Origin of the sequence: Spirillospora sp. CA-294931, assembly GCF_050946795.1 — a bacterium.
Classification (GTDB): Bacteria; Actinomycetota; Actinomycetes; order Streptosporangiales; family Streptosporangiaceae; genus Spirillospora.
Map to the genome: position 1 here is coordinate 6,233,905 of NZ_CP192006.1, position 25,610 is coordinate 6,259,514.

Below are 25,610 nucleotides of genomic sequence, written 5' to 3' on the forward strand. Positions count from 1 at the left end.
CTACTTGACTTGGCCGTAGGTCGGCATCACGATCTTGCCGTCCGGCCGCACGATGACCACGGCCCTGAGCTTCGCGCCATCCACCTCACGCACGAACTCCAGCCGCTCGGTCCCGTCCTCGTCCACGTTGCGAGACCGCAGCTCCCCTTCGCGAATCGTACGCTCGGCACTGTTCAGGTAGTCGTTGACGATGTCGCCGTGCTTCTCGGAGTCGGGCAGTTCCTTGTAGTGCTTGCGGGCGTGGTAGGCCGAGGACGTGTCGTTGCCCATGCCGATGTCGCCGGCCTGGCCGCGCACGGCGTCCGTCCTGGCGTCGCCCTTCAGGCCGGGGTCGATACCGCCCCCGCCCGGCCGGGCCGCCCGGACATCGGCGACGTCCCGCTCCAGGTCCCCGCGGACATCGATCTCGTTGAACCGCTCGACCGCGGCCTTCGCCTTGTTCGTGCCCGCGGGCAGGTCGCCCGACTTGACGTCCGCCTCGACCGCCCGCATGGCCTCGTCGTAACGCGCCTTGAAATACTCGTACCGGTAGGCGACCGCACGCGGGTTGTCGGCCCCCTCCATAGCGAACCGCAGCGCGTCACTATGGATGTCCGGCGCCGCCTTGAGCGTCTTCTTGCCGAAGTTCTGTTCGAGCGCCGAGGCCAGGCGCTGCCACTGGTCGCCGTCGCGCGGGTTGTCCCCCCGCAGCCGCTCGATCTGCTCGTCCGAGAGCCCGCCCTTGCGCAGCGAGTCCTCAAGCGCGTCGGCCTTCTTGAGCGCCTTCTCCCGCTCGGGGTCATCGCCGCCGTCGTTCCCCTTGGGATCTTTGTCCCCGGGCGGGTCCTTGGGCCCGTCCCCGCCATCACCCTTGGGCGGCTGCTGCTGGTCTTCCTTACCCGGGTCGTTCTCGTGCCCCGGCTCATTGTTCTGCCCCGGGTCGTTCTCCTGGCCCGGATCCGAGTCGTTCCCAGGCTGGTCATCCTTCCCCGGGTCCGTGCCATTCCCGGGCTGGTCGTCCTTGGGCGGATCGGTGTCGCCGTTCTGCTCTCGGTCGGGGACGCTGGCGGGCTCGCGGTCCTTGAAGTCGCCGGCGTCATCCAGCGAGTTCTGGAGCTCGCTCAGCTCCTTGTCGTTGATGTCGAGTTCGCCGAGCTCGTTCTGCAGTTCGCGGGTGGTGAGGTTGGGGTCGGAGTTGTTGCTGGGCAGGTCGGCGTTGTCGTCCAGACGGCCGTCGCCGTCGGAGTCGCCGTCGCGCGTGTTGGGAGCGTCGGCGTCTCCGCGCTTGAGCAACTTGGAGATCAACTTGACCTCACCCACACCGATGGCGAGGCTGCCGATGTTCAAGATGCTCTGCGTGATGACATAGCCCGGACGATCACCCCACTCGCGCCACGGGACAAAGGAGTGCGCGACCTCGGTCCAGGCGCCGGAGAAGTTGCCCCACCAACTCCCGCCGTCCCAGACCCAGCCGTCCTTGCCATGCAGACCAACCAGGCCACCCAGGTCCTGCAGGACCTGGGTGTAGTTGTTCTTCATGTTGTCCAGCCAGTTACCGCCGTCCCACAGCCAGCCGTCCTTGCCGTGCAGGCCGGTGAGGTCGCCCAGGTCGGTCAGGATGCCGCCGACGAAGTCGGTGACGCCGTTCCACGCGTCCTCATACCAAGGCTTGTCGTGCTCCTGCGGCTTGGCCCAAGGCGTCTCCACATCCTTGGGGGCCTTGCCCATCCCGTAGCCCTTCTCGCCCGCACCGGGCTTGCCGTCCCCAGGGACGAAACGGGTACCGCCGAAGATGCCGGTGATCTTGTTGGCACAGGACCGCTCGGCCTCCTGATACTGCGCCAGCGCCGCCAGGACGTCGTTGTTGAGCTTGTTGTGCTCGTTGACCTTGTCCTCGTCCTTGCGCCAGTCATCATCGCCGTCGATCTTGTTCCGGAACGTCTGGGCCGAGGACTTCAAGCCCTGGATCTTGCTGATGATGGGACGCACCTCACCGGCGAAGGTGATCAACGCGTCACCGACCGTCGTCACCTCGCCCTTGAAGGCATCACCCGCGGCGGCCACCGGCTTGGGCGCATTGAGCAGCAGACCCGACTCCGGCGCGACATAAAACTCCGACAGGCCCTGCCAACCAGAGTTGATGTCATGACCGGTTTGAGAGATACCGGTCCCGTCCTTCTTCAGCGCGTTACCCGCCGCCTCGACATCATCCGGGTTCGCCTTCGGGATCGGAATCGCGCTCGGATCGATCACGCCACTCAACGCAGGACTCCCGCCACTTGACCCCAGGGCAAACACTGCTCAACTATCCGTTTGACGCTCAATGATACGAAGAAGATCAAAACCGGATGGTGTGACGCGCGCCACAGATGGGGCCACCTGCGGGTGGACGTATCCGTGGGGGGTGTTGCCGGGAGTGACCTAGTCGCTCCCGTGTGCGGCTCGCCCGACCGGGCCGGGGTCAGAGGACGGCGATGAGGCGGCGCCGCTCGAACTCGGTGACCTGCCGCCGATAGTCCTCCCACTCCTGGCGCTTGTTGCGCAGGAAGAAGTCGAACACGTGCTCGCCGAGCACGTCGGCCATCAGCTCGCTGCGTTCCATCGCGTGGATGGCCTCGTCCAGGCTCTGCGGGAGCGGCTCGATGCCGAGCGCGCGGCGCTCGGCCGGGGTGAGCGCCCACACGTCGTCCTCGGCGCCCTGCGGGAGTTCGTAGCCCTCCTCGATGCCCTTGAGGCCGGCGCCGAGGATCGCCGCGAACGCCAGGTAGGGGTTGGCGGCGGTGTCCAGCGAGCGGAACTCGATGCGCGTCGCGTGGCCCTTCTGCGGCTTGTACATCGGGACGCGCACGAGCGCGGACCGGTTGTTGTGCCCCCAGCAGATGTAGGACGGGGCCTCGCCGCCCGCGCCCGCGGTGGAGCCGACGCCGCCCCACAGCCGCTTGTAGGAGTTGACCCACTGGTTGCAGACCGCGGTGATCTCGGACGAGTGCCGCAGGACGCCCGCGATGAAGGCGCGTCCGACCTTGGAGAGCTGGAACTCGGCACCGGGCTCGTAGAAGGCGTTGCGGTCGCCTTCGAACAGCGACATATGGGTGTGCATGCCCGAGCCGGGGTGCTCGGTGAACGGCTTGGGCATGAACGAGGCGAACACCCCCTGTTCGAGGGCGACCTCCTTCATGACCAGGCGGAACGTCATGATGTTGTCGGCCGTGGTCAGCGCGTCGGCGTACCGCAGGTCGATCTCCTGCTGGCCCGGGGCGCCCTCGTGGTGGCTGAACTCCACCGAGATGCCCATGGCCTCCAGCATCATGATCGCGTTGCGCCGGAAGTCGTGCGCCGCGCTGTGCGGGGTGTGGTCGAAGTAGCCGCCCGAGTCGACCGGGACGGGCTCGCGGCCGTCCTCCGGGCGGTCCTTGAGCAGGAAGAACTCGACCTCGGGATGGGTGTAGAACGTGAACCCGAGGTCAGCCGCCCGCGCCAGCGACCGCTTGAGCACGTACCGGGGGTCGGCGAAGCTCGGCGTACCGTCCGGCATCAGGATGTCGCAGAACATGCGGGCGACGCCCGGGGCCTCGCTGCGCCAGGGCAGCACCTGGAACGTGGACGGGTCCGGCTTGGCGATCATGTCGGCCTCGTACACGCGGGCGAAGCCCTCGATGGCCGACCCGTCGAAGCCGATGCCCTCGGCGAAGGCGCCCTCGAGCTCGGCGGGAGCCACGGCCACCGACTTCAGGAAACCCTGAACGTCGGTGAACCACAGCCGGATGAACCGGATGTCGCGCTCTTCCAGCGTCCGGAGCACGAACTCCTGCTGACGGTCCAAAGCCTTCTCCCTTGACGAAACCGTGCCGTCTGCCACGAGCCCTACCCGCGTCCGGCGCCGTCCAACGCGTTCGCGCAGCTCTCGACAGGCCCGGCTACCTTGCAGTATGCCTGGCGGCTGTTACCGCGACGTTAATCGCCCCGTGGAACGACCCAACCGGCACGTAGCGCGCATCTCGCACTCTGCCACACCGGACGGTCCCGCAGGTCCGGGGCGTGCGGCCGCGTTTCCCGAAAATTGACGTGGCGATCTTGGAAAGCCTTCGGAACCGCTCGTTAGCGTGGGCCGAATCGTGGACGTCTCTCTGCTCCTCTCGCTGACCGACCGGGTGCCCGCGCTGGCCGTCCCGTCGGCCATGCACCCGGACGCCTGGCCGCTGGGCGAGCGCCTGGCGGCCTGGTCGCGCTCGCGCGGCCTGGTGCTGGGCGACCCCGACACGTCCTGGCTGGGACGCGCCCGGTGCGAGCGGCTGGCCGCCCGAGTCCTGCCCACCGCCGACCCCGACCGGGTCGACCTGTTCGCCCGCTGGCTGACCTGGACGTTCGCCCTCGACGACATGATCGACGAGGCCTCCCTCGCGGGCAGCGCGACGGCCGTCCACGCCCTCTACCAAGACCTCCTGCGCGCCCTGCGCCGGGGCCACGCCAGACCGGGCGCCAGGCCCGTGGAGTCCACCCTCGTCGAACTGTGGCAGGCCACGTCCGACGGAATGGGCCGCGACTGGCGCCGCCGCTTCCTCCTGCACATGGAGGAACACCGAGCGGGCTGCGCCGAAGAGGCCGTCAACCGCCGGACGGGCCACACCCCCACCGCGGCCGAGTACCCCGCCCTCCGCCGCCGAGCCTGCGGCCCCTACCTGTACGACCTGGCCGAGCCGATCCTGGGCGTCGAACTCCCCGGCCGCATCATGATCACCCCCGCCTGGAAGGTCATGAGCGAGGGCACCGCCGACGTCATCGCCTGGACGAACGACGTCGCCTCCTACGCCCGCGAGGCCGCCCGCTCCGAATCCCACAACCACGTGGCCGTCCTCGCCACCACCTACGGCATAGGCCCCCACCAGGCAGCCGCAATGGTCGTCGACCGCATCGCCGAACGCGTGGAGGAAGTCCGCACGGCCGCCCGCTCCCTCCCCTCCTTCCTGAACCGCATGCGTTTCACCCCCTACGAACGCGCCATCACCAAACAGGTCGTGAAGGTCCTCCTGGACACCCCCCGAGCCCACCTCGACTGGGTCATCGAATCCGGCCGCTACAACGCCACCGACGACACCCCCACCCTGCTCCCCACCCAAAGAACCAACCGCCTAGACGCCCTAGCCTCCCTCCGCCCCCACCCCTAAGCCCGACACCCCCTCACCCCCCCAAAGGCATGGCCCTCGCTCCGCTCGGACAGCCCCATTGGGGGCTCCCGCCCCCAAACCCCCAAGGCGGGGGGCTTCGCCCCCCGCACCCCCACCGTTCAGGAGACACCATTCAGGTGAGGCAATAGCCACCAGGCTCACGCCGCCACTCGCGATCAACCGCACGCTGCGCCCTCCGTAGGAACAGCCATACTCTGCGGCCATTACGAATCACGGGCTGCCGCGAGATAGGCGCCCGATCTCTGCTGCAGGTGCAGCCTCGACTATGGCGGTTTCAGCCCATTTAAGGGGTGCGTACCTGCGCAGGTGCCATGCGGATCAGACTGGGGGCCGACATGGGTGGTACTCGTCAGGCTGCCTCGGTCTTGTTCGTCTTTGAAAATCTCGTTCATCTTCTCGCTGTCTTTGCGAACGATGGGGCGGAGTTGGTGGCGGTACACGCTGCGAGTGGTCTGCGTGCTTGAGTGGCTTACGAGGTCACTGATCTCCTCGTCGGAGAACTCATGGCCGCTCATCAGCAATGCGAAGGTGTGCCGGAGCTCGCGCGGTCCCCAGGTCAGAGCCGATGCCAGTCGCTGATTTGAGCTTCTGGAAGCGGCGGAGAACGTCGCCGTCTGGGCGGGACTTATCATCCTCGTGGCGGAACGCCAGGTTGTGGTCCTTGGAGGCGTCGCTCGCTTCGAACTTCTCTGCGGCTTACCGCTTGCGGAGTGCCTTGAGCCGTCAACGGCATTGTCCGCCATGGTGAATCCGCGACGGCTCGCCTTGGTCTTAATACTGCCCTGCTGGCAAGGTTGATGAAGAGCTCCAGCGCTGAGCCCGCTTCACCGTCGATGACAAGATCACGATCTATGGAGCCACCTTAGGGTTCATTAAATAGTCGATCCTGAACTGGTGATGGATCACGGCCAGAAACCAGTCTCACGTCCGCATCGGGAACATGCCGATGGCTCAACTCAAGCAGAAGTCTAACCGCGGCTTGAGCAAGTTCAGTAAGGGGAAAAGTGGCGTTAGTATGCCCCATGGCCGTACCGGTAATAAAATCCGCTATTAGATTCCGCTTGCTGGCCATTGCTATTGCAGCGACCTGTGCCACTGAGTCGCCGCGAGCTACTAGTTGGCCAAAGTCTGGACTGTCGACAACATCAGCATCGCCGACGGCTTCGATTGAGATGGCGAAGTTAGCTTGCTGGACTTTGACGTCCGTCATACGGACATTCAACTGCCGGATGCCATCAATCAACGTATTGACTGCCACACCGCGTCGCGCCTCAGACGGAGGCAATTCGTTTGACCTAGCGGCAAAGTAAGCGATCCAGCCGTCGCCGTGCAGTGCTAGACAGCCCTTTTCTACACCCCAGTTCGCCTGTTGCTCTTCTGAGTCGGAAGTGCTTTGTCCAAAGACACGCGCACCCCGCGCCTCCAGGCGATCCAAATTTGCTTGGACTAGACGTCCCAGATTTGGCCCTGATTCTGGCCCGATAGCCACTACCTGCTCGAGTCCAATACTGCGGCCGATCCTTCGCCAGAATTGCACATCCTCACTAGTCAGTGTTGCAAGAATTAGAGAAAGATCCTTGCCTGTTATGGGGCCGGCCAACTTGCGGGAGGATGGGAAATTTTCTGGAGATCCACCCTTACCTTCCCAGACCACCTGGTAAAGGCGACTAAGTCGGCTAGCCTGCTCGTCGTCTAGCATTCCCTCGGCGGCTGCGAGCGCCGATCTAATCGGCCCCGCTTCCAGGCTCTCCGCAGCGGAAAGCCCTGCGATGGCTGATTCGGTCGCGCCTCTTGCTGTCTGCTCATCGACCAAGCCCAGACCACCGCGGATAACAGCGTGCGTCAGCACCGCAGTGATCGGGGTGCGGGGGGACACAAACTCCTCGATTGCATCCGGCTCCGTGATTAGGGCACGCGCCTCCTTGGCTGCCGCCATCAAGCCTTCATGAGCGCTTGAACCATGTTCCGACCCGAAGTCATCCAGTGTGAACATAATCGGATGACTAGATGCAATTACCTTGAGATCGGCCGCCAGCCATTCTGGGTTCGGATTGGTGCGCAGAAAGACCAGCCTCTCCCGCTTCTCCTCCGGCCAGGTCAATACCAGGTCTGGCACGAATGTGTGGTTGAAGTACTCGGTCTTTCTAACGCGAACAGACGGGTCGCCGGAGCGCAGGACATTGCTTACACTAGTTTTGAGGGAGTCGATACGTCGATCGGGTGAATCAAACTCCAGTGCATGGCGTAGGGCTGTTCCAAACTGCCCGCTCATTGGGATTCCTCCTCGATACCCATGTACGCTATAAGATGCTTATAATGATCGCTTGTGATTACCAAGCCTTCCTGCTCGTCGCAAAGAGTCAGCAACCATAGGCGACTGGTCAGCTCATAGACGACTTGCTCATCCAACTTGCTTTGCGCTTCCTCGAAGGAATTCGTTCCAAATACTCGAAAAACGTTGTCGGCATGAAGGAGGTGCTTTTTGATAAAATCCGCGCTCCGATGTTCATGCCAGCGCTGCGCTTGGAAGGGGGCCCAGGACAACCATATAAGATTGTCGCACCGATCTGGTTTTTCCTGGAACGCTACGTAGCATTCGGCGACAAATTTACGATACTCCTGGGGGGAGTCCATTTCGTAGCGGTAGGATTTGACCTCCGCCATAAACGATTGATCATGCAGGTCGCCGCCGCGTAGCTTGCCCCCTAGGTCAAAGCTGAACGGTTGACCGCCGTGGGGCCACTGGAAATGCAGCAGGTCCTTAAACACCTTGTCGGTGTTCGCATAGATCGTCGCGACGCGAGTCGAGTAGTTTAGCCATCGCTTAGCTCGCTCTATGCCGATGCTGCCGGTCTGCTGTCGCAACTCACCCGCCACCATTTTCCGGAGGATATATCAGCATCGTGGAGATGGCAATGGATTGAAGATCCACCTGTGATTGGAACGCCACGTGCCAGTGTGGCTGGCTTGGCGTTCCCTGCTGGTGATTGCGACGTATGTCATCCACTGGCGGCAGCGGCGCCCCCGGTCACGTGCCAGATTAACGTGCGATCAGGCGAAGCTGACAAGGATTATGATCACTCGACCAACACTGAGTTGCTGGGGTGTTGATGGTCGTTTTCCCAGCGCAGCCGGGAAGACGTAGCGCACCAAGGTTGGCGGTGCGAAGGAACTGGGCCGCCCGGCCGCTGGCGGACGCCGGGCGCATCGCGATCCGCACCCCGATTGGATAAGCAGGAGCGGGTGCTGGCGAAGGTCGCGGGCGCTCTGACCCAAACTGAGCCTGGGCGGAGCAGAGAACCTCGGCCTCTAAACCACAGGCCCCGATGGCGGCCGTGAGGGGAAATCGACGATCGCGACGGGCAACACGGCGAGAGCAGCCGTGATTCGGATATAGCGATCAGCCACCGGCCAACTCTTCTCGCCACGAGTTGAGGAACGGGTCGCTTTCGGAGTGACCCTGGGCGAGGCGCTCAGCGAGCGTCACGGCGGTGATGGCTCGGTTGTAGTCCAGTAGGTGGGGCCACCTGGTGACTTGCCAGGCTCCATCGACTTGGACGGCTTGGGCGGTCATGGTGCCGTTGGTAGCGAGGGTCATGCGGGCTTCGGTGATCTGGATGGGCATGCTGGATCTCCCCGCCGGGGGGGCGCGGGAGCCAATGGCGCTCGACCTGGTTCGACTGGGTGTGCCAGCCAGGGGTTCACTGCCTGTTGAGGGGCTTCCGGGGCGACTCCATTCGACGCACTCCGGCCGTCTGTGACCGTGCGTGGCTAATACGGGTTTAAGGCGCCTGGGCCAAGGTGGGTTTCGCTGTCGACTCGAACGCAGGCGCTCTTTCGGACCCGTTTGGTGGTCGTTTCGGAGGGCGTGGCGTTCCCAATAAAGGGGCTGGGTTGGTTGTGGGGGTGGTGGCAGGCTGTGGGGGGATTTGGGGTGGTGGCAGGATGGGGTGGTGGAGATGATCTTGCGGGCGGCTGGTGAGGTGTTGGGGGTTGGGGTCTTCGGGGCGGTTGATCTGGGTGGGAGCTCGCGGAGCACGGTGCTGCGTTGTGAGACCGCTGGTGGGGGGAGTGTGATCGTTAAGGCGTTCGGTGGGGAGCCGGAGGCTTTGCGGTGTTTTACGGCTGAGGCTGCTGGGCTTTCGCTGGGGATTGCTGGGCCTGAGGTCTTGGGGGTGGATACCGAGGTTCCCTTGCTGGTGATGGAGGATCTTGGGGAGGCGCCTTCGCTGGCGGATGTGCTGCTTGGGGATGACCCGCGGGCTGCGGAGGACGGGTTGCTGGTTTGGGCTCGGGGCCTTGGGCGGCTGGCTGTTGAGGCGGCGGATCGGCGTGGGGAGCTTCGGGAGTTGTGGGCGCGGTTCGACAAGGGTGTGGCGTCTTGGGAGGACGAGCCTTGGGTGGCGCGGAATGCGGCTGAGCTGCTTGAGCTGGTCGGCGGTGCGGCTGTGCCTGGGCTTGGTGAGGAGCTTGCTTGGGTTGGGACGGCGGGTGGGGAGGAGTATTCGGTCTTCACGCCGGGTGATACCTGTCCGGACAACAACCTGCTCACCACGGACGGCTTGCGGCTGATCGATTTTGAGACGGCCTGTTATCAGTCGGCTTTTCTGGTGGCGGCGTATTGCCGGATGCCGTTTTCCACTTGCTGGTGCGTTTTCAGGCTGCCCGCCGGGGTGGCCGCGCGGGTCGAGGCGGCCTATCGGGCGGAGGTTGTGGGTGTGTATCCCGCGCTGGCCGATGACGGGGTGTGGGAGGCGGGCGTCCGGCAGGCCATTGTGGTCTGGACGGTGGCCGCGACGGCGTTTCTGCTGCCTCGCACGGTGGAGGACGGGCCGCTCCATCCGACGCGGCGTCCGGCGCCGAGCAGGCGGCAATTGCTGAAGCATCGTTGGGAGAAGGCGAGCGAGTTGGAGGAGTTTCCGGCGTTCGCGGCGGCGATGCGATGGCTGTTGCGTGAGGTCGCGGGGGGCTGGGACGTGGCTCCGCTGGCTGGTTATCCGGCTTTCGGAGGGGATTGACTGGTGGGGGCCGGCTCGTTGGAGGTAGTTACCAGGGTGTCGCCTGGGGTGGCTCTGGAGTAGAGGACGCGGCGGCCGAGGCGGTGGCCGGTGATCAGGCCGCAGGCTCTGAGAACGCCCAGGTGCTGGCTGACGGCGCCGGGGGTGACGCCTATGCGGCGGGCCAGGTCCGTGGTGGACGCGGGGGTGGCGAGGGCTGTCAAGATCTCCGCGCGGCGGCGGCCTATGAGGGCCGCCAGGGCGTCGGCGGGTGCGGCGGGGCGGGACTCCCAGAGGGTGGCCACGCCGTGGGGCGGGTAGCAGAGCACCGGCTGGTAGGGCGGGAGCATCACCGAGACGTGCGGGAGGAACACGCTCGGGACGAGCAGCAGCCCGCGTCCGCTCAGCGCGCCGTCGTAGTGCCAGTCGCGGTCGACGCGCAGGCGGTCGCCCGTCCAGCGGACGGTGCGGTGCAGGTCGGCGAACAGGCCCTCGGCGCCGTGGGCGGTCAGTTCGCGCGTGCGGCGGAGGACGTCGCCTTCCAGGACGTCCCTGATCGAATCCCAGAAGGGTTCCAGGGCGGCCTCCCAGTAGCGTTCCAGGAGGGTGGAGACGCGGTCGAGGGTGCGTTCGGGCTCGGCGGCGAGAGGGGCCCACAGGGCGGTGTCGTGGAGCGGTTTGGGCGCGCGGAGCTCGTCCTCGACCACCGACGGGGGTGTGGCGCGGACGGTCGCCAGTTCGGTTTCGAAGTCGGGGAGCGGTGTCTGCGGGGGTGGGGTGAGGAAGTCGGGGATGTAGCCCACCTGGGGGACCAGGGTCTGGAGGAGGGCGAGGTCCAGGTCCTGTACCCGGGAGCGGGCCGAGTGGATCCAGGGCAGGTGCAGGGCGTGCTCGGACGGGGCCGCGAGCACTCGCAGGCTGTGCACCAGCTCCCAGAGCGGCGAGAAGGCGAAACGGACGCGTGCCACGTCGTCTGGGGTGAACAGGAACTGGATCATTTAGGCCAGTCTAAATAAGTACTCAAAGTGGTGGACACCCCTGAAGATCGCTCCATGACCGCCAACGTTGGGACTCCCCCGCTCTCCCCGGCGGGCCGCTTCGTCCAGAGCAGGCTCGGCGGTTTTCCCCGGTCGTTCTGGTTCCTGTGGGCCGGTTCGCTGATCAACCGGCTCGGGACGATGGTCGAGCCGTTCCTCGGGCTCTACCTGACCACCGCGCGCGGCCTCTCGCTGGGCGAGGCGGGCATCGTCATGGCCATCTTCGGCGGCGGGTCCATCGCGGGGCAGCTGCTCGGCGGGTTCCTGTCGGACCGGATCGGGCGGCGGGCCACGCTCTCGTTGTCCATGGGCTGCACCGGCTTCGGCATGATCGCGCTGGCCTATGCCGAGGGCATCCCCTTGATCGTGGTTTCGGCGTTGCTGCTGGGGCTGACGATCGACATGTACCGTCCGGCGTCGGACGCCATGGTGGCGGACCTGATCTCGCCCGAGGAGCGTCCCCGGGCGTACGGGCTGCTCTTCTGGGCGATCAACCTGGGCTTCACGTTCTCGATGCTGCTGGGCGGCACGCTGGCGCGCCACGGCTACCTCACGCTGTTCTGGATCGACGCGGTGACCTGCATGGCGTTCGCGGTCCTGGTGTGGCGGGCGATCCCCGAGACCCGGCCCGCGCGCGACACGGAGGAGGGGAAGGGCGGCACCTTCCTGGACGTCCTGCGCGACCGGCTCATGGTGATCTGCACGCTGATCACGCTGGTCTACACCTTCGTGCTGATGCAGTGCATGACCACGCTGCCGCTGGCCATGAAGGTCGAGGGTCTGGGGCCGCAGCACTACGGGATGGCGATCGCGGCCAACGGGGTGCTGATCGTGACCGTCCAGCCGGTGGTGAACGCCTGGCTCGCGAGCCTGGACCACAGCCGCGTCCTCGCGGTCGGCATGGCCGTGATGGCGGTCGGGTTCGGGATGTACGCGCTGGCGACCCGGTTCTGGATCTTCATCGTGGTGACGCTCGTCTGGACGATCGGCGAGATCATCGCCGCGTCGGTCTCCAAGGCGATCGTGGCCGACCTGGCCCCCGTCCATCTGCGCGGCCGGTACGCCGGGCTGTGGGGCATCGCCTGGTCTGGAGGATTCCTGCTGGCGCCGCTGGGCGGCACCCGGCTGCTGGAGGTCGGCGCGCCGGTACTGTGGATCACCTGCGGGACGCTGGCCGGCCTCGGCGCCGCGGCCCAGGTCATGATCGGCCCCGCCATCCGGCGGCGCAAGGCAGCCTTTTCGTCAGTTTGACGAAACCAGGGGGGCGTCGTTTAGGCTGATGAGGTGGCACAGCTTCGGATTGCGCTCGCACAGGTGAACCCGACGGTCGGCGACCTCGACGGCAACGCCGGCCTCATCGTCGAATGGACACGGCGCGCCGCCGACGCGGGCGCGCATCTGGTCGCCTTCCCCGAGATGATGCTGACCGGCTATCCCGTGGAAGACCTCGCCCTGCGCTCCTCGTTCGTCGAGGCGTCCCAGCGGGCGCTGGCCCGGGTGGCGCGGCGCCTGGCCGACGAGGGCCTGGGCGGCGTCCCGGTCGTCACCGGCTATCTCGACCGGCGCACGGTCAGCCTGGTACGCGCCGGGCAGCCCGCCGGGTCGCCGCAGGATGCCGCGGCGTGGCTGCACGGCGGCGAGGTCATCACCCGCTCCGCCAAGCATCACCTGCCCAACTACGGCGTCTTCGACGAGTACCGCATCTTCGTGCGCGGCGACCGGCTTCCCGTCGTCCGCCTCCACGGCGTCGACGTGGCCACCGTGGTCTGCGAGGACCTCTGGCAGGACGGCGGCCCGGTCAGCGTCGCCGACACCGCGAACGCGGGCCTGCTGCTCGCCATCAACGCCTCCCCGTATGAACGCAACAAGGACGACGTCCGCCTCGACCTCTGCGCCGAACGCGCGCGCGAGGCCGGATGCGCCCTCGCCTACGTCAACATGGTCGGCGGCCAGGACGAGCTGGTCTTCGACGGCGACTCCATCGTGGTGGGCGCCGACGGCGCCCTGCTCGCGCGGGCGCCCCAGTTCGTCGAGCACCTCCTGGTGACCGACCTCGCGCTGCCCGAGGCCGACCCCGCGTCCGAGCCCGGACGCCGCCCGGTCGACGCCCTCGACGGCACCACGATCACGATCGACCGGCAGATCCTGTCGGCCGAGCCGCTGCCCGCCTACGACGTCGCGCCGCAGACGCTCGCCGAGCCCCTCGACGACCTCGCCGAGGCATACGGGGCGCTGGTCCTCGGCACGGGCGACTACATCCGCAAGAACGGGTTCGGGTCGGTCGTCCTCGGCCTGTCCGGCGGCATCGACTCGGCGCTGGTCGCCACGATCGCCGCCGACGCGATCGGGCCCGACTCGGTCCATGTCGTGCTGCTGCCCAGCCGCTACTCCTCCGAGGGCTCGGTCACCGACGCCGAAGAGCTGGTCAAGCGGCAGGGGCTGCACTCCAGCATCGTCCCGATCCGGGGCATGGTCGACGCCTTCGAGGCCGAGCTCGACCTGCACGGGCTGGCCGCCGAGAACCTCCAGGCCCGCATCCGCGCCAACATCTGGATGGGCCTGTCCAACGAGCACGGACATCTGGTGCTCACCGGCGGCAACAAGAGCGAGCTGGCCACCGGCTACTCGACCCTCTACGGCGACTCGGCGGGCGGCTTCGGCCCGATCAAGGACCTCACCAAGACGATGGTCTGGGCGCTGGCCCGCTGGCGCAACGAGCAGACCGGCTCCGACCTGCCGTTCCTGCACCCGTTCGCCCAGGAGCCCATCCCCCAGGTGATCATCGACAAGGAGCCCTCGGCCGAGTTGCGTCCCGACCAGAAGGACGTCGACTCGCTGCCGCCCTACGACGTCCTCGACCCGCTGCTGGTCGACTACGTCGAGCGCGACATGGGCCGCGACGCGCTCATCGCCGCGGGCCACGACGCCGCGCTGGTCGAGCGCGTCATCCGCCTGGTCGACCTGGCCGAGTACAAGCGCCGCCAGTACCCGCCCGGCCCGAAGATCACCCCGAAGAACTTCGGCCGCGACCGCCGCCTGCCGATCACCAGCCGGTGGCGCGAGCGCTGCTGAGGGCCTGGGCGTGTCCGGTGGATCTTGTTCGCCGCGAGCGACGTCCAGGTGCGTGCATCGCAAGGCGGAGGAGGGAGGCAGCCCGGTGTTGGCTGTCGACTGACGACAACGCGGCGAGGTGCGTGCCTGGGCGTCGCGCAGCCGATCGAAGATCCACCGGACACGCCCTAGACGCGCTGGTGCCCGGCGTGGGCGCGGGTGGCCGCGATCAAGTCGAGCAGGGTGCGGCCCATGGCGGCGTCGTCCCAGGCCCGTGACTCGCGCAGGGCGAGGGAATCCACGACCGGGCCCTGCGCGATGTGCTTCAGCGGTTCGCCCGTGTGGGGCAGGTGCGGGACGGCCAGGATCGTCTCGCCCTCGACGGCGAGGTCGACCGAGACGGCCGTCCTGGCGTACTCGTCGGGGCTCAGGCCGCCCGCCGTGCCCGCCACGGCGCGGAAGGGATCGCCGTCGCGGGTGCCGCCGGTGGACGACGACCGGGCCAGTGCCAGCGCCAGGGCGCGGCCGATCGTGGCGTCGCCCTGGTCGGCCCGCACCGAGACGGCCGGGACCAGCGAGCGCGAGTCGAGGGTGCTCGTCGGGACGAACTGGACGAGCCCGCCGGTCTCGAAGACCGTCACCGAGCCGCGCGGGACGGGCGGCGGCTCCGGCGCCGGGATCTCGGCGTCCGGGCCATAGAGCCGGGGGTCGTTCCAGCGGTCGCGGCCGTCCTCGTCCCAGTCGGCGCCCGTGTCGAAGTCGCGGGTGCCCCGGCCGGGCAGGTAGTCGGCGTAGAGGCTCACGTCGTCGGCGTAGGCCAGCGGACGTTCCAGCGCGCGCAGCCCGTCGAAGAGCGCGCGCCCGAACCGCTCCCTCAGCTCGCCCCTGGCCAGGTTGTCGCCGCCCCGGTACTCCAGGGACAGCTCGTAGGCGTAGGGCGCCAGGGCCGTGCCGTCGTCGGGCTCGGCGTCGGTCGGGGCCAGGGTCAGCGTGCCGGTGCCCTCGGCGCCGATCCAGCGCGAGGCGTCCAGCGCGAAGACGGCCGAGGACCGCGAGGCGAAGTAGGCGGACACGCCCAGCTCCTCACCGACGCGCTGCGCCAGCGGGAGGAGCTCCCCCCGGTCGGCCACGTAAATCTCGACAGTCCTGCTCACCGATCGCCTTTCCGTTCTTTCCCGCCGTCTCGAAGATTACCGGCCCGTGCCGCCGGCCAGCTCCCTGAGCTCGTCCAGGCTCCCGGCCTCGCGCTCCTGAGTGCCCGCCGGGATCTCACCGCCGCGCGGGTCGGGCGGCGTGCCGACCAGGCGCCGTAGCGCCTCGATCGCGGGCAGTCCCTCCGCGTGCGCGTCGCGCAGCCTGACCTTCCACGGCACGCCCGCGTTCCATCCGTCCACGCCGACCTCGGCGCGCTCCAGATAGGACGCCGCCTCACGCGTCGGCGAGGCCCACACGTAGCCGACGACCCGGCCCTCCTTGGCGACCGGCAGGTACACCACCGGCCCGGACGTCTCGTCGGGGTAGGTCGAGGGATTCGGGAGCGAGAGCGGCCCCCAGCCCTTCGAGCGGTCGATCGGCGTCCCGTCGGGCAGCAGCCCCCGGTCGAGGTCGGCGAACGCGTCCGGGTCGGCCGGGTTGCCCGGGTTGGCCAGTTCGTCGATCTCGGCCAGCCCGGACGCCTCGCCCTCGGGCGCGCCCGCCGCGACCGTCCCGGCCTCGGGGTGCTCGGGCGCGCCGACCTGATCGCGGATCGCCTCGACGGCCGAGAGCCCCCGGGCGTGGGCCGCCATGAGCCGCTCGGACCAGACCCCGGAGGCCAGGAACGTCCCTTCGGGGCCGTCCACCCGGCGCCAGAAGCCGGCGGCCGGCTCCGAACGCGACGCCCACAGGAAGCCGATCAGCTCCCCGCCGAGCGTGACCGGGTAGTACGCCACCGGCCCGTAGGTGTGGGCGGCGTAGTCGTTGGCGGGCACCACGCGGGCCGTGGGGTCCCACGCGCCGCCCTGGGGTGCCTGGTCAGCCATGCTGCGCACACCTTCCGATCGCTGCGGTCGTCATCAGTGCCCCGCCCCGGGCAGGATCACTTCGGCGTCGATGTCGTAGGACACCTTCCCGTCGGGCCCGATGACCTTCTCCACCTTGTTGATCTTGATTTGGGTGCCTCGGGGCAGGATCAGCTCGCGCTGGTCGTCGTACGCGCTCTTCTTGCCCATCCAGAGGCCGCGGCCGCCCTTGGGCACGTCGATGTGCATCCGGTACTCGAAGCCCTTGCCGTCGACCTTAGTCGTACCCTCCCCGAGCGAGGTCGACATGTAACCGGGCTCGGTCCAGGTCTGGCCCTCCAGCAGGGACGGGTCGCGGCCGTTGAGCGGCTGCCCGTCCGGCCCGCGCATGAAGTCGACGTCGTGCAGACCGCGCTGCACCTGGACGGGCTCGGGCAGGGGCTGGTCGATGGCCCGGTCGAGATCGTGGATCCGGTCCCAGAACACGTCGGGCGTCGGCCTGACCCCGCCGAAGTAGTCGTGCAGGAACCGCCAGTAGTTCGACGATCCCTCCATCCGGTTGAGCCGGTCGTTGACGTTGCGGTCGTTCAGCAGGTCCTGGAGCAGGCGGCGCTGGTCGGCGTCCAGGTCCGTCCGGTGCCACATCTGGTTCAGGTCGGCGACGGTCGGCCTGCGGCCCCCGTTCAGGTCGACCAGGCTCCGGAACGCGTTGTGCTCGCCTTCGAGGTGGTTGAAGTAGCTGCCGACGTCCGAGCCGGGACGCAGGAACCCGTTGGGGAACGACTGGCGCGTGTACCACCAGGCCGCCCTGCGCTGCTCGTCCGGCAGGTTGTCGTAGCGGTCGCCGAGCTCGCGCTCGCCGTAGTCCTCGCCCGCTTGGTCGGAGTCGAAGCGGCGGACGCCGTCGTCGCCGACGGTTCCGGGCTTGCCGTCGTCGTCCTTGGCACCGTCGTTGTCGTTGTCCTGGTCGTTCTTGCCGTCGTTGTCGCTTCCGTCGTTGTCGGCGTCGTTGCCTCGGTCACCGTCGGGGTCGGGGCCGTTCTGCTGGTTCGGGCCCTGCTGGTCGGGGTCCTGGCCGCCCTTGTCGCCGCCGTTCCCGTCGTTGCCGTTCCCGCCGTCGTTGCCGTTGCCGCCGTCGGCGTCGAGGCCGTCCTGGTCGGGCTTCGGCGCGCCGCCGCCGTTGTCGTTCGGCGACTTCGGCGGGTCGGTGTCCTTGGGCGTCCCGCCGTCGTCGTCGTTGCCGTCGTCGTCCTTCTTGCCGTCGTTGCCGTCGTCGCCGTCGGCGTCCTTGCCCCCGTCTGCGTCATTGCCGCCGTCGGGCTTCTTGCCGTCGTCGGGGTCGGGGGTCTTGTCGCCGCCGTTGTCGTTGTCCTGGTCCTTGCCGGAACCGTCGTTGTTCCCGTCCGGACGGGTGTTGCCGTCGTCGGGCGTGGTCCAGCGCTTGGAGTCCGGGTCCCACTGGCGGATGACCTGCTCGCCGGCGTCGGTGATCCGGGTGATGCGGCCGTTCTCGAAGACGAGCCGGTTGCCGTCGCCGAGGTAGGTCTCGATCCGGCCGACGCGGTCGAAGCGGACGTCGCCCTCGCGGTACATCCGGCCGAGACGGTTCTCCAGCCCGCGCAGCGCGTTGTCCTCGGTCAGGCCGCTGCGACGGCCGTCGATGACGATGTCGCCCTCGTTGAACGAACCGTCGGGCTGGTCCCTGAACTTGCCCAGGCCGCGCTTGAGCTGGCTGTCGAACGCGTTGGCCGTGTTCTTGCCGACGTCCTTGTACTCCACGCCCGTGCCCGGGTCGTTCGGGCCCCTGCGCTCGATCGCGTCCAGCGAGCTGTAGCCCTGGTTGTTGAGCGGATGCTCGGGCAGCCGGGTGACCAGCCTGCCCTCGTCGGCCCGGGTGTCGGCGGTCTCGCGCTCATGCGGCTCGAACTGGTCCTTGGGCCGGTCGCCGGGCGGGTCGTAGACGCCGTCCTTGTACTTGTCGCCCAGCGCGCCCGGCTGGCGCGGGTCGGTGTCGCCGAAGTGCTCGGGCGGGATGTCGCGGCCGTCGCCGTCGCCCGGCGTGGACCCGTCGTCGTCCGGCGGGTCGTTGGGCGGGTCGTTCGGGTTGTTCGGGTCGGCGTCGTCCTTCGGCGGGTCCTGCTCGTCGCCGGAGTCGGAGTCGTCGTCCTTGGGCGGGTTCGTCGGGTCCTGGTCGTTGTCGTTGTCGCCCGAGTCGTCCTTGGGCGGCTGCTCGTTCTCGCCGGGCTTGTCGTCATTGTCGCCCGGCTTGTCGGTGTCGCCGCCGTCGTTCTCGTTGTTCCCGTTCCCGTTGTCGTTGTTGCCGTTGTCGTTGTCGGTGTTGCCGTTGTCGTTGTCGGTGTTGCCGTTGTCGGTGTTGTTGCCGTTGTCGGTGTCGCCGCTGCCCGGGTTGGTGTCGCGCGGGCCGTTGTCGGTGTCGCCGTTGTCCCCGTTGTCGCCGTTGTCCCCGTTGTCGCCGTTCTGCTCGCGGTCGCCGACATGGGCGGGCTGACGCTCAAGCTCGCCCGCGTCGTCCAGGGAGCGCTGGAGGTCCTGGAGGTCGCCGCCGTCGAAGTCAAGCTCGTTGAGCTCGTTCTGCAGGTCGCGGGTGGTGGGGTTGTTGCCCGAGTCCAGGCCGTCGACGTTGGCGTTGTCGTCCAGACGGCCGTCGCCGTCGGAGTCGCCGTCGCGAGTGTTGGGAGCGTCGGCGTCGCCGCGCTTGAGCAACTTGGAGATCAACTTGACCTCACCCACACCGATGGCGAGGCTGCCGATGTTCAAGATGCTCTGCGTGATGACATAGCCCGGACGATCACCCCACTCGCGCCACGGGACAAAGGAGTGCGCGACCTCGGTCCAGGCGCCGGAGAAGTTGCCCCACCAACTCCCGCCGTCCCAGACCCAGCCGTCCTTGCCATGCAGACCAACCAGGCCACCCAGGTCCTGCAGGACCTGGGTGTAGTTGTTCTTCATGTTGTCCAGCCAGTTACCGCCCTCCCACAACCAGCCGTCCTTGCCGTGCAGACCGGTGAGGTCGCCCAGGTCGGTCAGGATGCCGCCGACGAAGTCGGTGACGCCGTTCCACGCGTCCTCATACCAAGGCTTGTCGTGCTCCTGCGGCTTGGCCCAAGGCGTCTCCACATCCTTGGGGGCCTTGCCCATCCCGTAGCCCTTCTCGCCCGCACCGGGCTTGCCGTCCCCAGGGACGAAACGGGTACCGCCGAAGATGCCGGTGATCTTGTTGGCACAGGACCGCTCGGCCTCCTGATACTGCGCCAGCGCCGCCAGGACGTCGTTGTTGAGCTTGTTGTGCTCGTTGACCTTGTCCTCGTCCTTGCGCCAGTCATCATCGCCGTCGATCTTGTTCCGGAACGTCTGGGCCGAGGACTTCAAGCCCTGGATCTTGCTGATGATGGGACGCACCTCACCGGCGAAGGTGATCAACGCGTCACCGACCGTCGTCACCTCGCCCTTGAAGGCATCACCCGCGGCGGCCACCGGCTTGGGCGCATTGAGCAGCAGACCCGACTCCGGCGCGACATAAAACTCCGACAGGCCCTGCCAACCAGAGTTGATGTCATGACCGGTTTGAGAGATACCGGTCCCGTCCTTCTTCAGCGCGTTACCCGCCGCCTCGACATCATCCGGGTTCGCCTTCGGGATCGGAATCGCGCTCGGATCGATCACGCCACTCAACGCTGCACACCCCTAACACTCGACCCCGAGACCTCACCGAACCGTACGACGCTCCACGGGGGGGAAGAAGATCTTAAGGGCCCGTGTGAATCGCGTCACACGGGCCGGGAGCTCACTTGCCGATCTTGGGAGCCGGCGCGTTCGCGGCAGCGCGCTGCGCCTCGGCCATCATCTCCAGGTCACCGCGGTTGTAGGCCTTGACCGCGTCCACCGCGCCCTTGATGCAGCTGCCGGTCTTGGTGACCATGCCCTTCAGCCCCGGCGTGGTGTGGTCGACGTATTCCTTCAGGGCCGTGCCGATCGGCATGCTGGCCGCCGCCGTCCCGGCGTTGCCCACATGGTCGGCGAAATTGGACAGCTGCTTGACCAGGCCGCCCTCGCCCTTGCCGCCCTCGCCCGCGACATAGCCGCCGACCTTGCTGACGACCGAGCCCACCCCAGGGGGGTCGATGTCATATCTCGCCATGCTCCCCGTTCCCTTTCCCTACTCGCCCGCCCGCCGACCGAACCGGCCCGCCCGGAAGTTCTCCGGCGGGGCCGCGCCGTCCCATTCCACCGCGTCCGTCTGGGAGCTCTGCACGACCTCGGCCAGCTCCGCCAGGGAGGCGTCGATCCCCTCGGCCGCGACGGCGACCTCGGCCACGAACTGGCTGGTCAGCGCCTCGATGCCCGCGACCGGGTCGTCACCGGGTCCCTCGGGCGCATGCGAAACACCCGCCTCGTCCTCGACGGTCTCGGGGACGGCGGGTTCGGGTGGCTCCACCAGTTCGAACTTCATCGCTCCACCAACGCTCGGCTGTGGTCCGACCAGAGGCACTGCCTCATGGGGATTGGACGTCCACGGCGCCCATGATGTTCAAACACGCCCATCGGTGTCCAGTCGCACCCTTCGCTTCGTCCTGTCCGAAATCTCTCAGCATCTTCGTCGAACTTCCGCCGCGTCCCGCACGTCCCACTCTTGAGTGGATTCCGTGCACGGCGCCCCTCCCGCTGCGGCGCGGTGGCAGGAAACGGGCAGAGCGAACTAAGGTCGTGCACGGATTCCATCCAGGTAATGAGTCAAGGTCGACCCGACTGGCAGGTGAGGCAACGATGGGGCGATGGGACATGGGCGACACGACGCTCAGCACCCTGGCCAAGAACACCGGCAACTCCGGCGAGGAGCTGTCCGGTCTGATCAAGGCACTGATCGCGGCCGCCGAGCCGCTGTCCGGCAAGTTCAACGGTGCCGGCAAGGCCGCCTTCGACAGCTTCAAGGCGCGCTCCGACCAAATCACGGCCGACCTCCGGGCCGGGCTCGGAAAGGTCAACACCGGCCAGGTCGGCATGGAGAAGGCGTTCGCCACCGGTGACCAGACCATGGCCGACGAGGCCAGCCGCAACATGGGCTCGGCCAACTTCGACGGCGCCAAGTTCCGCTCCGCCTGACGTCTTCGCAGAAGGGACACCACCGTGACCAACGGACGTCGTAGCTACGACACCGGCGCCTCGGGCGAGGCGCAGACCAACATCCAGACCATCGTCGCCCGGCTCGAGGCGCTGATCGGCTCCCGCGACACCGACGTCAAGACCGCCATGTCGGACTTCGAGGCCAGCGGCGTGTCGGACGAGTACAACGCCAAAGAGATCAAGTGGCACACCGCGGCGAACGAGACCCGCGAGATCATCCGTCTGGTGAAGAGCACGCTCGAATCCAACGACGGCCACGCCCAGACAGCTCTGGGGCAGGCCAGTTCGGCGGTCCAGGCCATCTGAACCGGGACGGGTCGCCGGTCGGAGACCTGAACTGAAGACCACGGGAGGGATGCCGCCGCGCGCGGCGGTCCCTCCCGTGTTCCGTTGCCGGGCCCTCCGGTCGCGGCGCGCGACCGGGCACGGCATGATCTGCGGTGGGAGGAGGCCCGTTTGGCACGCGATTACGACACCCAACTGCTGGAGTCGGTGGCGGTCCGCCGCCGCCGGTTGCGCGACGCCCTGATGTTCGGCCCGCATCGCACGCGGCGCACGTTCGACGAGAGCGTCGGCAAGATCGTCGCCGGGCTGTGCGTGGCGGCCGTGCTGTGCGCGGGCACCGTGGGCTGGTCCTTCCTCCAGTCCCGGCTGAAGACGCAGGAGAAGGAGAAGCAGGCGCAGGCGCAGCAGCAGGCGCCCGACGGCGGCGCCGCGCCCGTCCCCGCCGACTGGGTCGGGACGCAGGTCACCTTCCCCCGCCTCCGCGACGCGCTCACCCGGGCCGGGGTGCCCGCGCCGCTGTACGTGCTGCCGGGGCAGCCGCGTCCCGGGCCCGCCAAGGCGTCCAGCTACTACGTGATCGCCCGGAACAAGGACCAGTTCACCGCCGGGCTCGTGGAGTTCCAGCAGGGACGCATCGCCGCCGAGTTCCCCAGCGAGGACGAGGCCAGCCGCTGGCTGTACGGCGAGCTGGTCGTCCGGGAGACGCCGCCGCACGTCCTGACTCCGCAGGCCGAGCAGCAGGCGATCAAGGACGGCGCCGCGCTCGCCCAGGACGCCCGCTCCAAGATCGCGGGTGCGGGCGGCGGCTCGGTCACCTACCCGCTGGCCCAGGGCAAGCTGGTCGACCAGTTCGGCCAGGAGAGCGGCTCGATGCTGTTCCCGTTCGGCCTCCCCTTCGCCCAGCGCGGGCTGCCGAGATCGGCACGTGCGACCACCATCCCCGGCATTCCGGGCGGGTACCTGCGCTACCGGGTGGTCAAGCAGTTCAACGTCACCGCGTCGATCTCCGCCCCGGGCCCCGACAGCCCCGGCGGCGGCACGCGGTTCACCGTCAACGCCGGGTTCTTCCCCCGGCCGCCGGTGCTGCCGACCGTCCGCTGGCTGGTCCGCAACGGCTACCTTGAACGGGTCACCGGCACGGCCGTGCCCCGGTGACCGACGCAAGCGAACGACGTACTCATGGAAGGGCACAATGGCCGCGTGGAGCCGGGTCACCCTCGTCGGTGAGCGCCGCAGGGTGGATATGGTCCTTCCCGCGCAGGAGCCGATCGGCGCTCTCATGCCCGACGTGCTGCAACTGCTCGGCGACCCGGTGCAGAGCCCGCCGCGGCTCCGGCACCTGATCACCTCCACCGGCGAGGTCCTGGAGCCCGGGGCCAGCCTCGCCGACCGGCAGATCCCCGACGGGTCGGTGCTGCGGCTGGTCCGCTCGGACGAGCCGCTGCCCGCGCCGGTCGTCCACGAGGTGCCCGAGGTGGTCGGCGACTCCCTCGACGGGCGCCTGTGGCGCTGGGGGCCAGGGGCGATCCGCTGGAGCGCGTCTCTCACGCTGATGACGCTGGTCTTCGCGATGGGCCTGCTGATCCGGGGCGAGGTCGACGGGAACGCGGGGGTCGGCGTCGTCGCGGGCCTGGCCGCCGTCCTGGTGGCCTCCGGCCTGGCGATCGGCGTCGCCTGGCGCGAGCCGCTCGGCACCGCGCTGACGCTCGGCGGCGGCGTGACCGGCGGCCTGGCCGTCTGGACGGCCGCCGACCTGCACGACTGGGAGTCGTGGGCCCGCTGGGGCGGTCTCGCGCTCATCGCCGCCGCGATCGTCGCCCTGCTCGGCCTGAGCTCCCCGCTCGGCCGGGGCGGGCTCATCGGCGGCGCCCTGGCCGCGCTGCTCGGCGGCACCGGGACGCTCTGCGCCGGCCTCGGCCTCGACGGCGGGCGCACCGGCTCGGTCCTGGCGCTGACCTGCGTCGTCCTGCTGAGCGTGCTGCTGCGCACGGCGCTGTCGCTGTCGGGGCTGGCGTCCCTGGACGACCGCCGCGGCTCCGGCGACGCCGTCGCGCGCGGCGACGTCATGGGCGCCCTCGACACCGCCCACCGCAGCATGGTGATCGCCACCGTCGCGGTCGCGCTGGCCGCGGCCGTCGCCGGGCTGGGCGCCACGGCCGACTTCGACGGCTGGTCCGGCGGCCTGGCGGGCCTGCTGGCCGTCGTGGTCGCCAGCCGCGCCCGGATGTTCCCGCTCGTGCTGGAGAAGGGCGCGCTGTTCGCGTCCGCCATGGTGATCGTGGTCGCTCTCTGCGTGCGATGGGCCGATCACGTTACGTGGGGCGTGTGGCCCGCACTGGGTATGCTTCTGGCGGGCCTGGCGATCCCGTTCGTCGTCCTCACCCGCGACCAGCCCGAGCACGTGCGCGCCCGGCTGCGCCGCGTGATGAACCGGGTCGAGGCCGCCGCCGTGGTGGCGATCATCCCGGTCGCCATCGGCACCTTCGGCACCTTCGAACGTCTGCTCGACACCTTCTGAGAGGACGCGGGTTGACCCACAAGGACCGGGACGAGCCCCGGCCCGACCCGGAATCGACGACCATCGATCCGCCGACGGTCTCCCCACGCCGCACCCCCGCTCCCACCCGTCCCCAGCCCCTCCCCACACCCCCACAACCCCAACCGAACCAGCAGCAGCCCCCAACGCAGCAGAGCCCGCCGAACCAAGGCCCAGCTCAGCCGGGCCCGCCGCCTCCCCCGGCGACCACGACCGACTTCAACGCCGGACGTCCGGCGCCGCGCCCGCCCGCGCCGCCGCCCACCGCGGCCGAGCCCGGGGTGGACCCCGAGAAGCTGGTGCTCCAAGACGTCCACGGCGACTCCCGGCTGCGGCGCGTGGGGCGGGCCGCCGTGCGTCCCTTCCGCCCGGCGGACGAGATGCAGCGCATCGCCGAGCACGGCCGCTGGATCCAGCACCCGGTCACCACGGGCCGCCGCATCGCGGTGATCGGCGTGCGCGGCGGCACCGGCAAGAGCACGGTCGCCGCGCTGGTCGCCTCGGTGTTCGCCCGCTACCGCCAGGACCGCGTCCTGGCCCTGGACGTCGACCCCGAGCGCGGCTCGCTCCCCCTGCGCCTGGGCCTGCGCGGCCAGTACACCCTCACCGACCTGGCCCGCGCCGAGCTGGCCACCGCGTCCTTCGACCAGGTCGAGCCGTACCTCGCCCACCCGCTCGAACGCCTGTGGGCGCTGCCCGGCACCCGCGGCCCGATCGGCGGCGCCGCCCTGTCGGCCGACACCTACCGCTCCACCGGCATCCCCCTGACGCGCTTCTTCGGCGTCACGATCACCGACAGCGGTGCCGGGATCCGCACCGAGCTGCACCGCGCCGTCCTCCGCGCGGCCCATGCCCAGGTGCTGGTCGCCACGGCCACCCCCGAGGGCGCCGCCAGCGTGGGGCACGCCCTCGACTGGATGGCGGCCAACGGCCTCCAGGCCCTGCACCCCCGCACCATCGTGGTCTTCACCGCCCACTCCCCCACCATGGCCCAGGGTCTGGACGTCAAGCGCGCGAGCGAGGTCCTGACCGAGGTCGGCGCGGGCGTCGTCCGGATGGGCTATGACCGCCACATGGCCGTCGGCGCCGCCCTCGACCCGTCCCGCCTGGCCCAGGCGACCCACGTCACCGCCGTCACGATCGCCGCCGAGGCCCTCCGCCGCAGTGTTTCTTGAAATCCCGGCCCACCTGCGCTCGCCTGGCGGCTGTGTTCACTGAAACCCCGGCCCACCTACGCTCGCCTGGCGGCTCGCTCCGGTGACCGTGATTTTGCGATTGCTGCATCGCTTCGCGATCTAACCGGGGAAGCTCGCCTTCGGCTTCGCTTCCCCGGTTAGTTAACGCAATCGCGCGCGGGGCGGGGGTCGCTGGGTTGTAGGAGCCGGATCGGGGAGATC

21 protein-coding genes are annotated in these 25,610 nt (G+C 68.5%); 9 read left to right on the forward strand and 12 right to left on the reverse strand.

Features of this window, described 5'->3' with window-relative positions:
• Together ACQPY4_RS27970 and glnA are read right to left on the reverse strand one after the other, a co-directional pair.
• The gene (locus tag ACQPY4_RS27970; RefSeq protein WP_433325724.1) at positions 1-2,277 is read right to left on the reverse strand and encodes a hypothetical protein; all 2,277 of its coding nucleotides are present in this window, start codon (positions 2,275-2,277) and stop codon (positions 1-3) included.
• A 163-nt stretch (positions 2,278-2,440) separates the two neighbouring features.
• Positions 2,441-3,802, reverse strand: a complete 1,362-nt coding sequence (glnA, locus tag ACQPY4_RS27975; RefSeq protein WP_433325726.1) for a type I glutamate--ammonia ligase — start codon at positions 3,800-3,802, stop codon at positions 2,441-2,443.
• A gap of 292 nt (positions 3,803-4,094) precedes the next feature.
• Here glnA and ACQPY4_RS27980 point away from each other — a divergent pair, with 292 nt between their 5' ends.
• Positions 4,095-5,144, forward strand: a complete 1,050-nt coding sequence (locus ACQPY4_RS27980; protein ID WP_433325728.1) for a terpene synthase family protein — start codon at positions 4,095-4,097, stop codon at positions 5,142-5,144.
• Between the two features lie 284 nt (positions 5,145-5,428).
• Here the strand turns inward: ACQPY4_RS27980 and ACQPY4_RS27985 are convergent, their stop codons facing one another.
• The 4 genes from ACQPY4_RS27985 to ACQPY4_RS28000 form a co-directional block, all read right to left on the reverse strand.
• A complete protein-coding gene (locus ACQPY4_RS27985) occupies positions 5,429-5,908 on the reverse strand; it encodes a tyrosine-type recombinase/integrase (RefSeq protein WP_433325730.1) in 480 nt (159 codons plus the stop codon).
• Positions 5,909-6,027: 119 nt separating this feature from the next.
• Positions 6,028-7,437, reverse strand: a complete 1,410-nt coding sequence (locus ACQPY4_RS27990) for a hypothetical protein (protein ID WP_433325732.1) — start codon at positions 7,435-7,437, stop codon at positions 6,028-6,030.
• Positions 7,434-8,045, reverse strand: coding sequence for a hypothetical protein (locus ACQPY4_RS27995; RefSeq protein ID WP_433325734.1), 612 nt, complete (start codon positions 8,043-8,045; stop codon positions 7,434-7,436). Before ACQPY4_RS27995 ends, ACQPY4_RS27990 begins: the two co-directional genes overlap by 4 nt.
• A 520-nt stretch (positions 8,046-8,565) precedes the next feature.
• Positions 8,566-8,790, reverse strand: coding sequence for a hypothetical protein (locus ACQPY4_RS28000; RefSeq protein WP_433325736.1), 225 nt, complete (start codon positions 8,788-8,790; stop codon positions 8,566-8,568).
• 550 nt (positions 8,791-9,340) lie between these two features.
• On the opposite strand from ACQPY4_RS28000, the gene ACQPY4_RS28005 reads away from it, so the two are divergent.
• Positions 9,341-10,183 (forward strand): hypothetical protein, encoded by an 843-nt coding sequence (locus tag ACQPY4_RS28005; RefSeq protein ID WP_433325738.1) that lies wholly within the window; start codon positions 9,341-9,343, stop codon positions 10,181-10,183.
• Here ACQPY4_RS28005 and ACQPY4_RS28010 read toward each other — a convergent pair.
• Complete coding sequence (locus tag ACQPY4_RS28010) at positions 10,159-11,160, reverse strand: DUF5937 family protein (protein ID WP_433325740.1); 1,002 nt, start codon at positions 11,158-11,160, stop codon at positions 10,159-10,161. The two genes, ACQPY4_RS28005 and ACQPY4_RS28010, sit on opposite strands and share 25 nt — an antisense overlap.
• A gap of 54 nt (positions 11,161-11,214) precedes the next feature.
• Between ACQPY4_RS28010 and ACQPY4_RS28015 the strand changes: the two genes are divergently transcribed.
• On the forward strand, positions 11,215-12,450 hold the full coding sequence (locus ACQPY4_RS28015) for an MDR family MFS transporter (RefSeq protein ID WP_433325742.1): 1,236 nt from the start codon (positions 11,215-11,217) through the stop codon (positions 12,448-12,450).
• A gap of 33 nt (positions 12,451-12,483) precedes the next feature.
• On the forward strand, positions 12,484-14,271 hold the full coding sequence (locus ACQPY4_RS28020; RefSeq protein WP_433325744.1) for an NAD+ synthase: 1,788 nt from the start codon (positions 12,484-12,486) through the stop codon (positions 14,269-14,271).
• A 167-nt stretch (positions 14,272-14,438) separates the two neighbouring features.
• Here ACQPY4_RS28020 and ACQPY4_RS28025 read toward each other — a convergent pair whose 3' ends face one another.
• The 5 genes from ACQPY4_RS28025 to ACQPY4_RS28045 form a co-directional block, all read right to left on the reverse strand.
• On the reverse strand, positions 14,439-15,404 hold the full coding sequence (locus ACQPY4_RS28025) for a hypothetical protein (RefSeq protein WP_433325746.1): 966 nt from the start codon (positions 15,402-15,404) through the stop codon (positions 14,439-14,441).
• A gap of 36 nt (positions 15,405-15,440) precedes the next feature.
• Positions 15,441-16,271, reverse strand: coding sequence for a hypothetical protein (locus ACQPY4_RS28030; protein WP_433325748.1), 831 nt, complete (start codon positions 16,269-16,271; stop codon positions 15,441-15,443).
• Between the two features lie 33 nt (positions 16,272-16,304).
• A complete protein-coding gene (locus ACQPY4_RS28035; protein WP_433325750.1) occupies positions 16,305-19,934 on the reverse strand; it encodes an ADP-ribosyltransferase in 3,630 nt (1,209 codons plus the stop codon).
• A gap of 121 nt (positions 19,935-20,055) precedes the next feature.
• Positions 20,056-20,409 (reverse strand): DUF6507 family protein, encoded by a 354-nt coding sequence (locus ACQPY4_RS28040; RefSeq protein ID WP_433325752.1) that lies wholly within the window; start codon positions 20,407-20,409, stop codon positions 20,056-20,058.
• Between the two features lie 18 nt (positions 20,410-20,427).
• Positions 20,428-20,721, reverse strand: a complete 294-nt coding sequence (locus tag ACQPY4_RS28045) for a hypothetical protein (RefSeq protein ID WP_433325754.1) — start codon at positions 20,719-20,721, stop codon at positions 20,428-20,430.
• A 314-nt stretch (positions 20,722-21,035) separates the two neighbouring features.
• Here ACQPY4_RS28045 and ACQPY4_RS28050 point away from each other — a divergent pair, with 314 nt between their 5' ends.
• From ACQPY4_RS28050 to ACQPY4_RS28070, 5 genes are all read left to right on the forward strand, one after another.
• A complete protein-coding gene (locus ACQPY4_RS28050; RefSeq protein ID WP_433325756.1) occupies positions 21,036-21,371 on the forward strand; it encodes a hypothetical protein in 336 nt (111 codons plus the stop codon).
• A gap of 24 nt (positions 21,372-21,395) precedes the next feature.
• Positions 21,396-21,698 (forward strand): pore-forming ESAT-6 family protein, encoded by a 303-nt coding sequence (locus ACQPY4_RS28055; protein WP_433325758.1) that lies wholly within the window; start codon positions 21,396-21,398, stop codon positions 21,696-21,698.
• Between the two features lie 150 nt (positions 21,699-21,848).
• Positions 21,849-22,832, forward strand: coding sequence for a TNT domain-containing protein (locus ACQPY4_RS28060; protein ID WP_433325760.1), 984 nt, complete (start codon positions 21,849-21,851; stop codon positions 22,830-22,832).
• A 37-nt stretch (positions 22,833-22,869) separates the two neighbouring features.
• Positions 22,870-24,195: an EsaB/YukD family protein gene (locus tag ACQPY4_RS28065; RefSeq protein ID WP_433325762.1), complete on the forward strand. Its 1,326-nt coding sequence runs from the start codon at positions 22,870-22,872 to the stop codon at positions 24,193-24,195.
• 11 nt (positions 24,196-24,206) lie between these two features.
• Positions 24,207-25,388, forward strand: coding sequence for an AAA family ATPase (locus ACQPY4_RS28070; RefSeq protein ID WP_433325764.1), 1,182 nt, complete (start codon positions 24,207-24,209; stop codon positions 25,386-25,388).
• The last annotated feature ends 222 nt before the right edge of the window (positions 25,389-25,610 follow it).

Coding starts and splice junctions, on each gene's coding strand:
- ACQPY4_RS28045 (WP_433325754.1), bottom strand. CDS start 20,721: ATGAAGTTCGAACTGGTGGAGCCACCCGAACCCGCCGTCCCCGAGACC.
- ACQPY4_RS27995 (WP_433325734.1), bottom strand. CDS start 8,045: ATGGTGGCGGGTGAGTTGCGACAGCAGACCGGCAGCATCGGCATAGAG.
- ACQPY4_RS28010 (WP_433325740.1), bottom strand. CDS start 11,160: ATGATCCAGTTCCTGTTCACCCCAGACGACGTGGCACGCGTCCGTTTC.
- ACQPY4_RS28000 (WP_433325736.1), bottom strand. CDS start 8,790: ATGCCCATCCAGATCACCGAAGCCCGCATGACCCTCGCTACCAACGGC.
- ACQPY4_RS28030 (WP_433325748.1), bottom strand. CDS start 16,271: ATGGCTGACCAGGCACCCCAGGGCGGCGCGTGGGACCCCACGGCCCGC.
- ACQPY4_RS28050 (WP_433325756.1), top strand. CDS start 21,036: ATGGGGCGATGGGACATGGGCGACACGACGCTCAGCACCCTGGCCAAG.
- ACQPY4_RS27990 (WP_433325732.1), bottom strand. CDS start 7,437: ATGAGCGGGCAGTTTGGAACAGCCCTACGCCATGCACTGGAGTTTGAT.
- ACQPY4_RS28015 (WP_433325742.1), top strand. CDS start 11,215: ATGACCGCCAACGTTGGGACTCCCCCGCTCTCCCCGGCGGGCCGCTTC.
- ACQPY4_RS28040 (WP_433325752.1), bottom strand. CDS start 20,409: ATGGCGAGATATGACATCGACCCCCCTGGGGTGGGCTCGGTCGTCAGC.
- ACQPY4_RS27985 (WP_433325730.1), bottom strand. CDS start 5,908: ATGGCGGACAATGCCGTTGACGGCTCAAGGCACTCCGCAAGCGGTAAG.
- ACQPY4_RS28065 (WP_433325762.1), top strand. CDS start 22,870: ATGGCCGCGTGGAGCCGGGTCACCCTCGTCGGTGAGCGCCGCAGGGTG.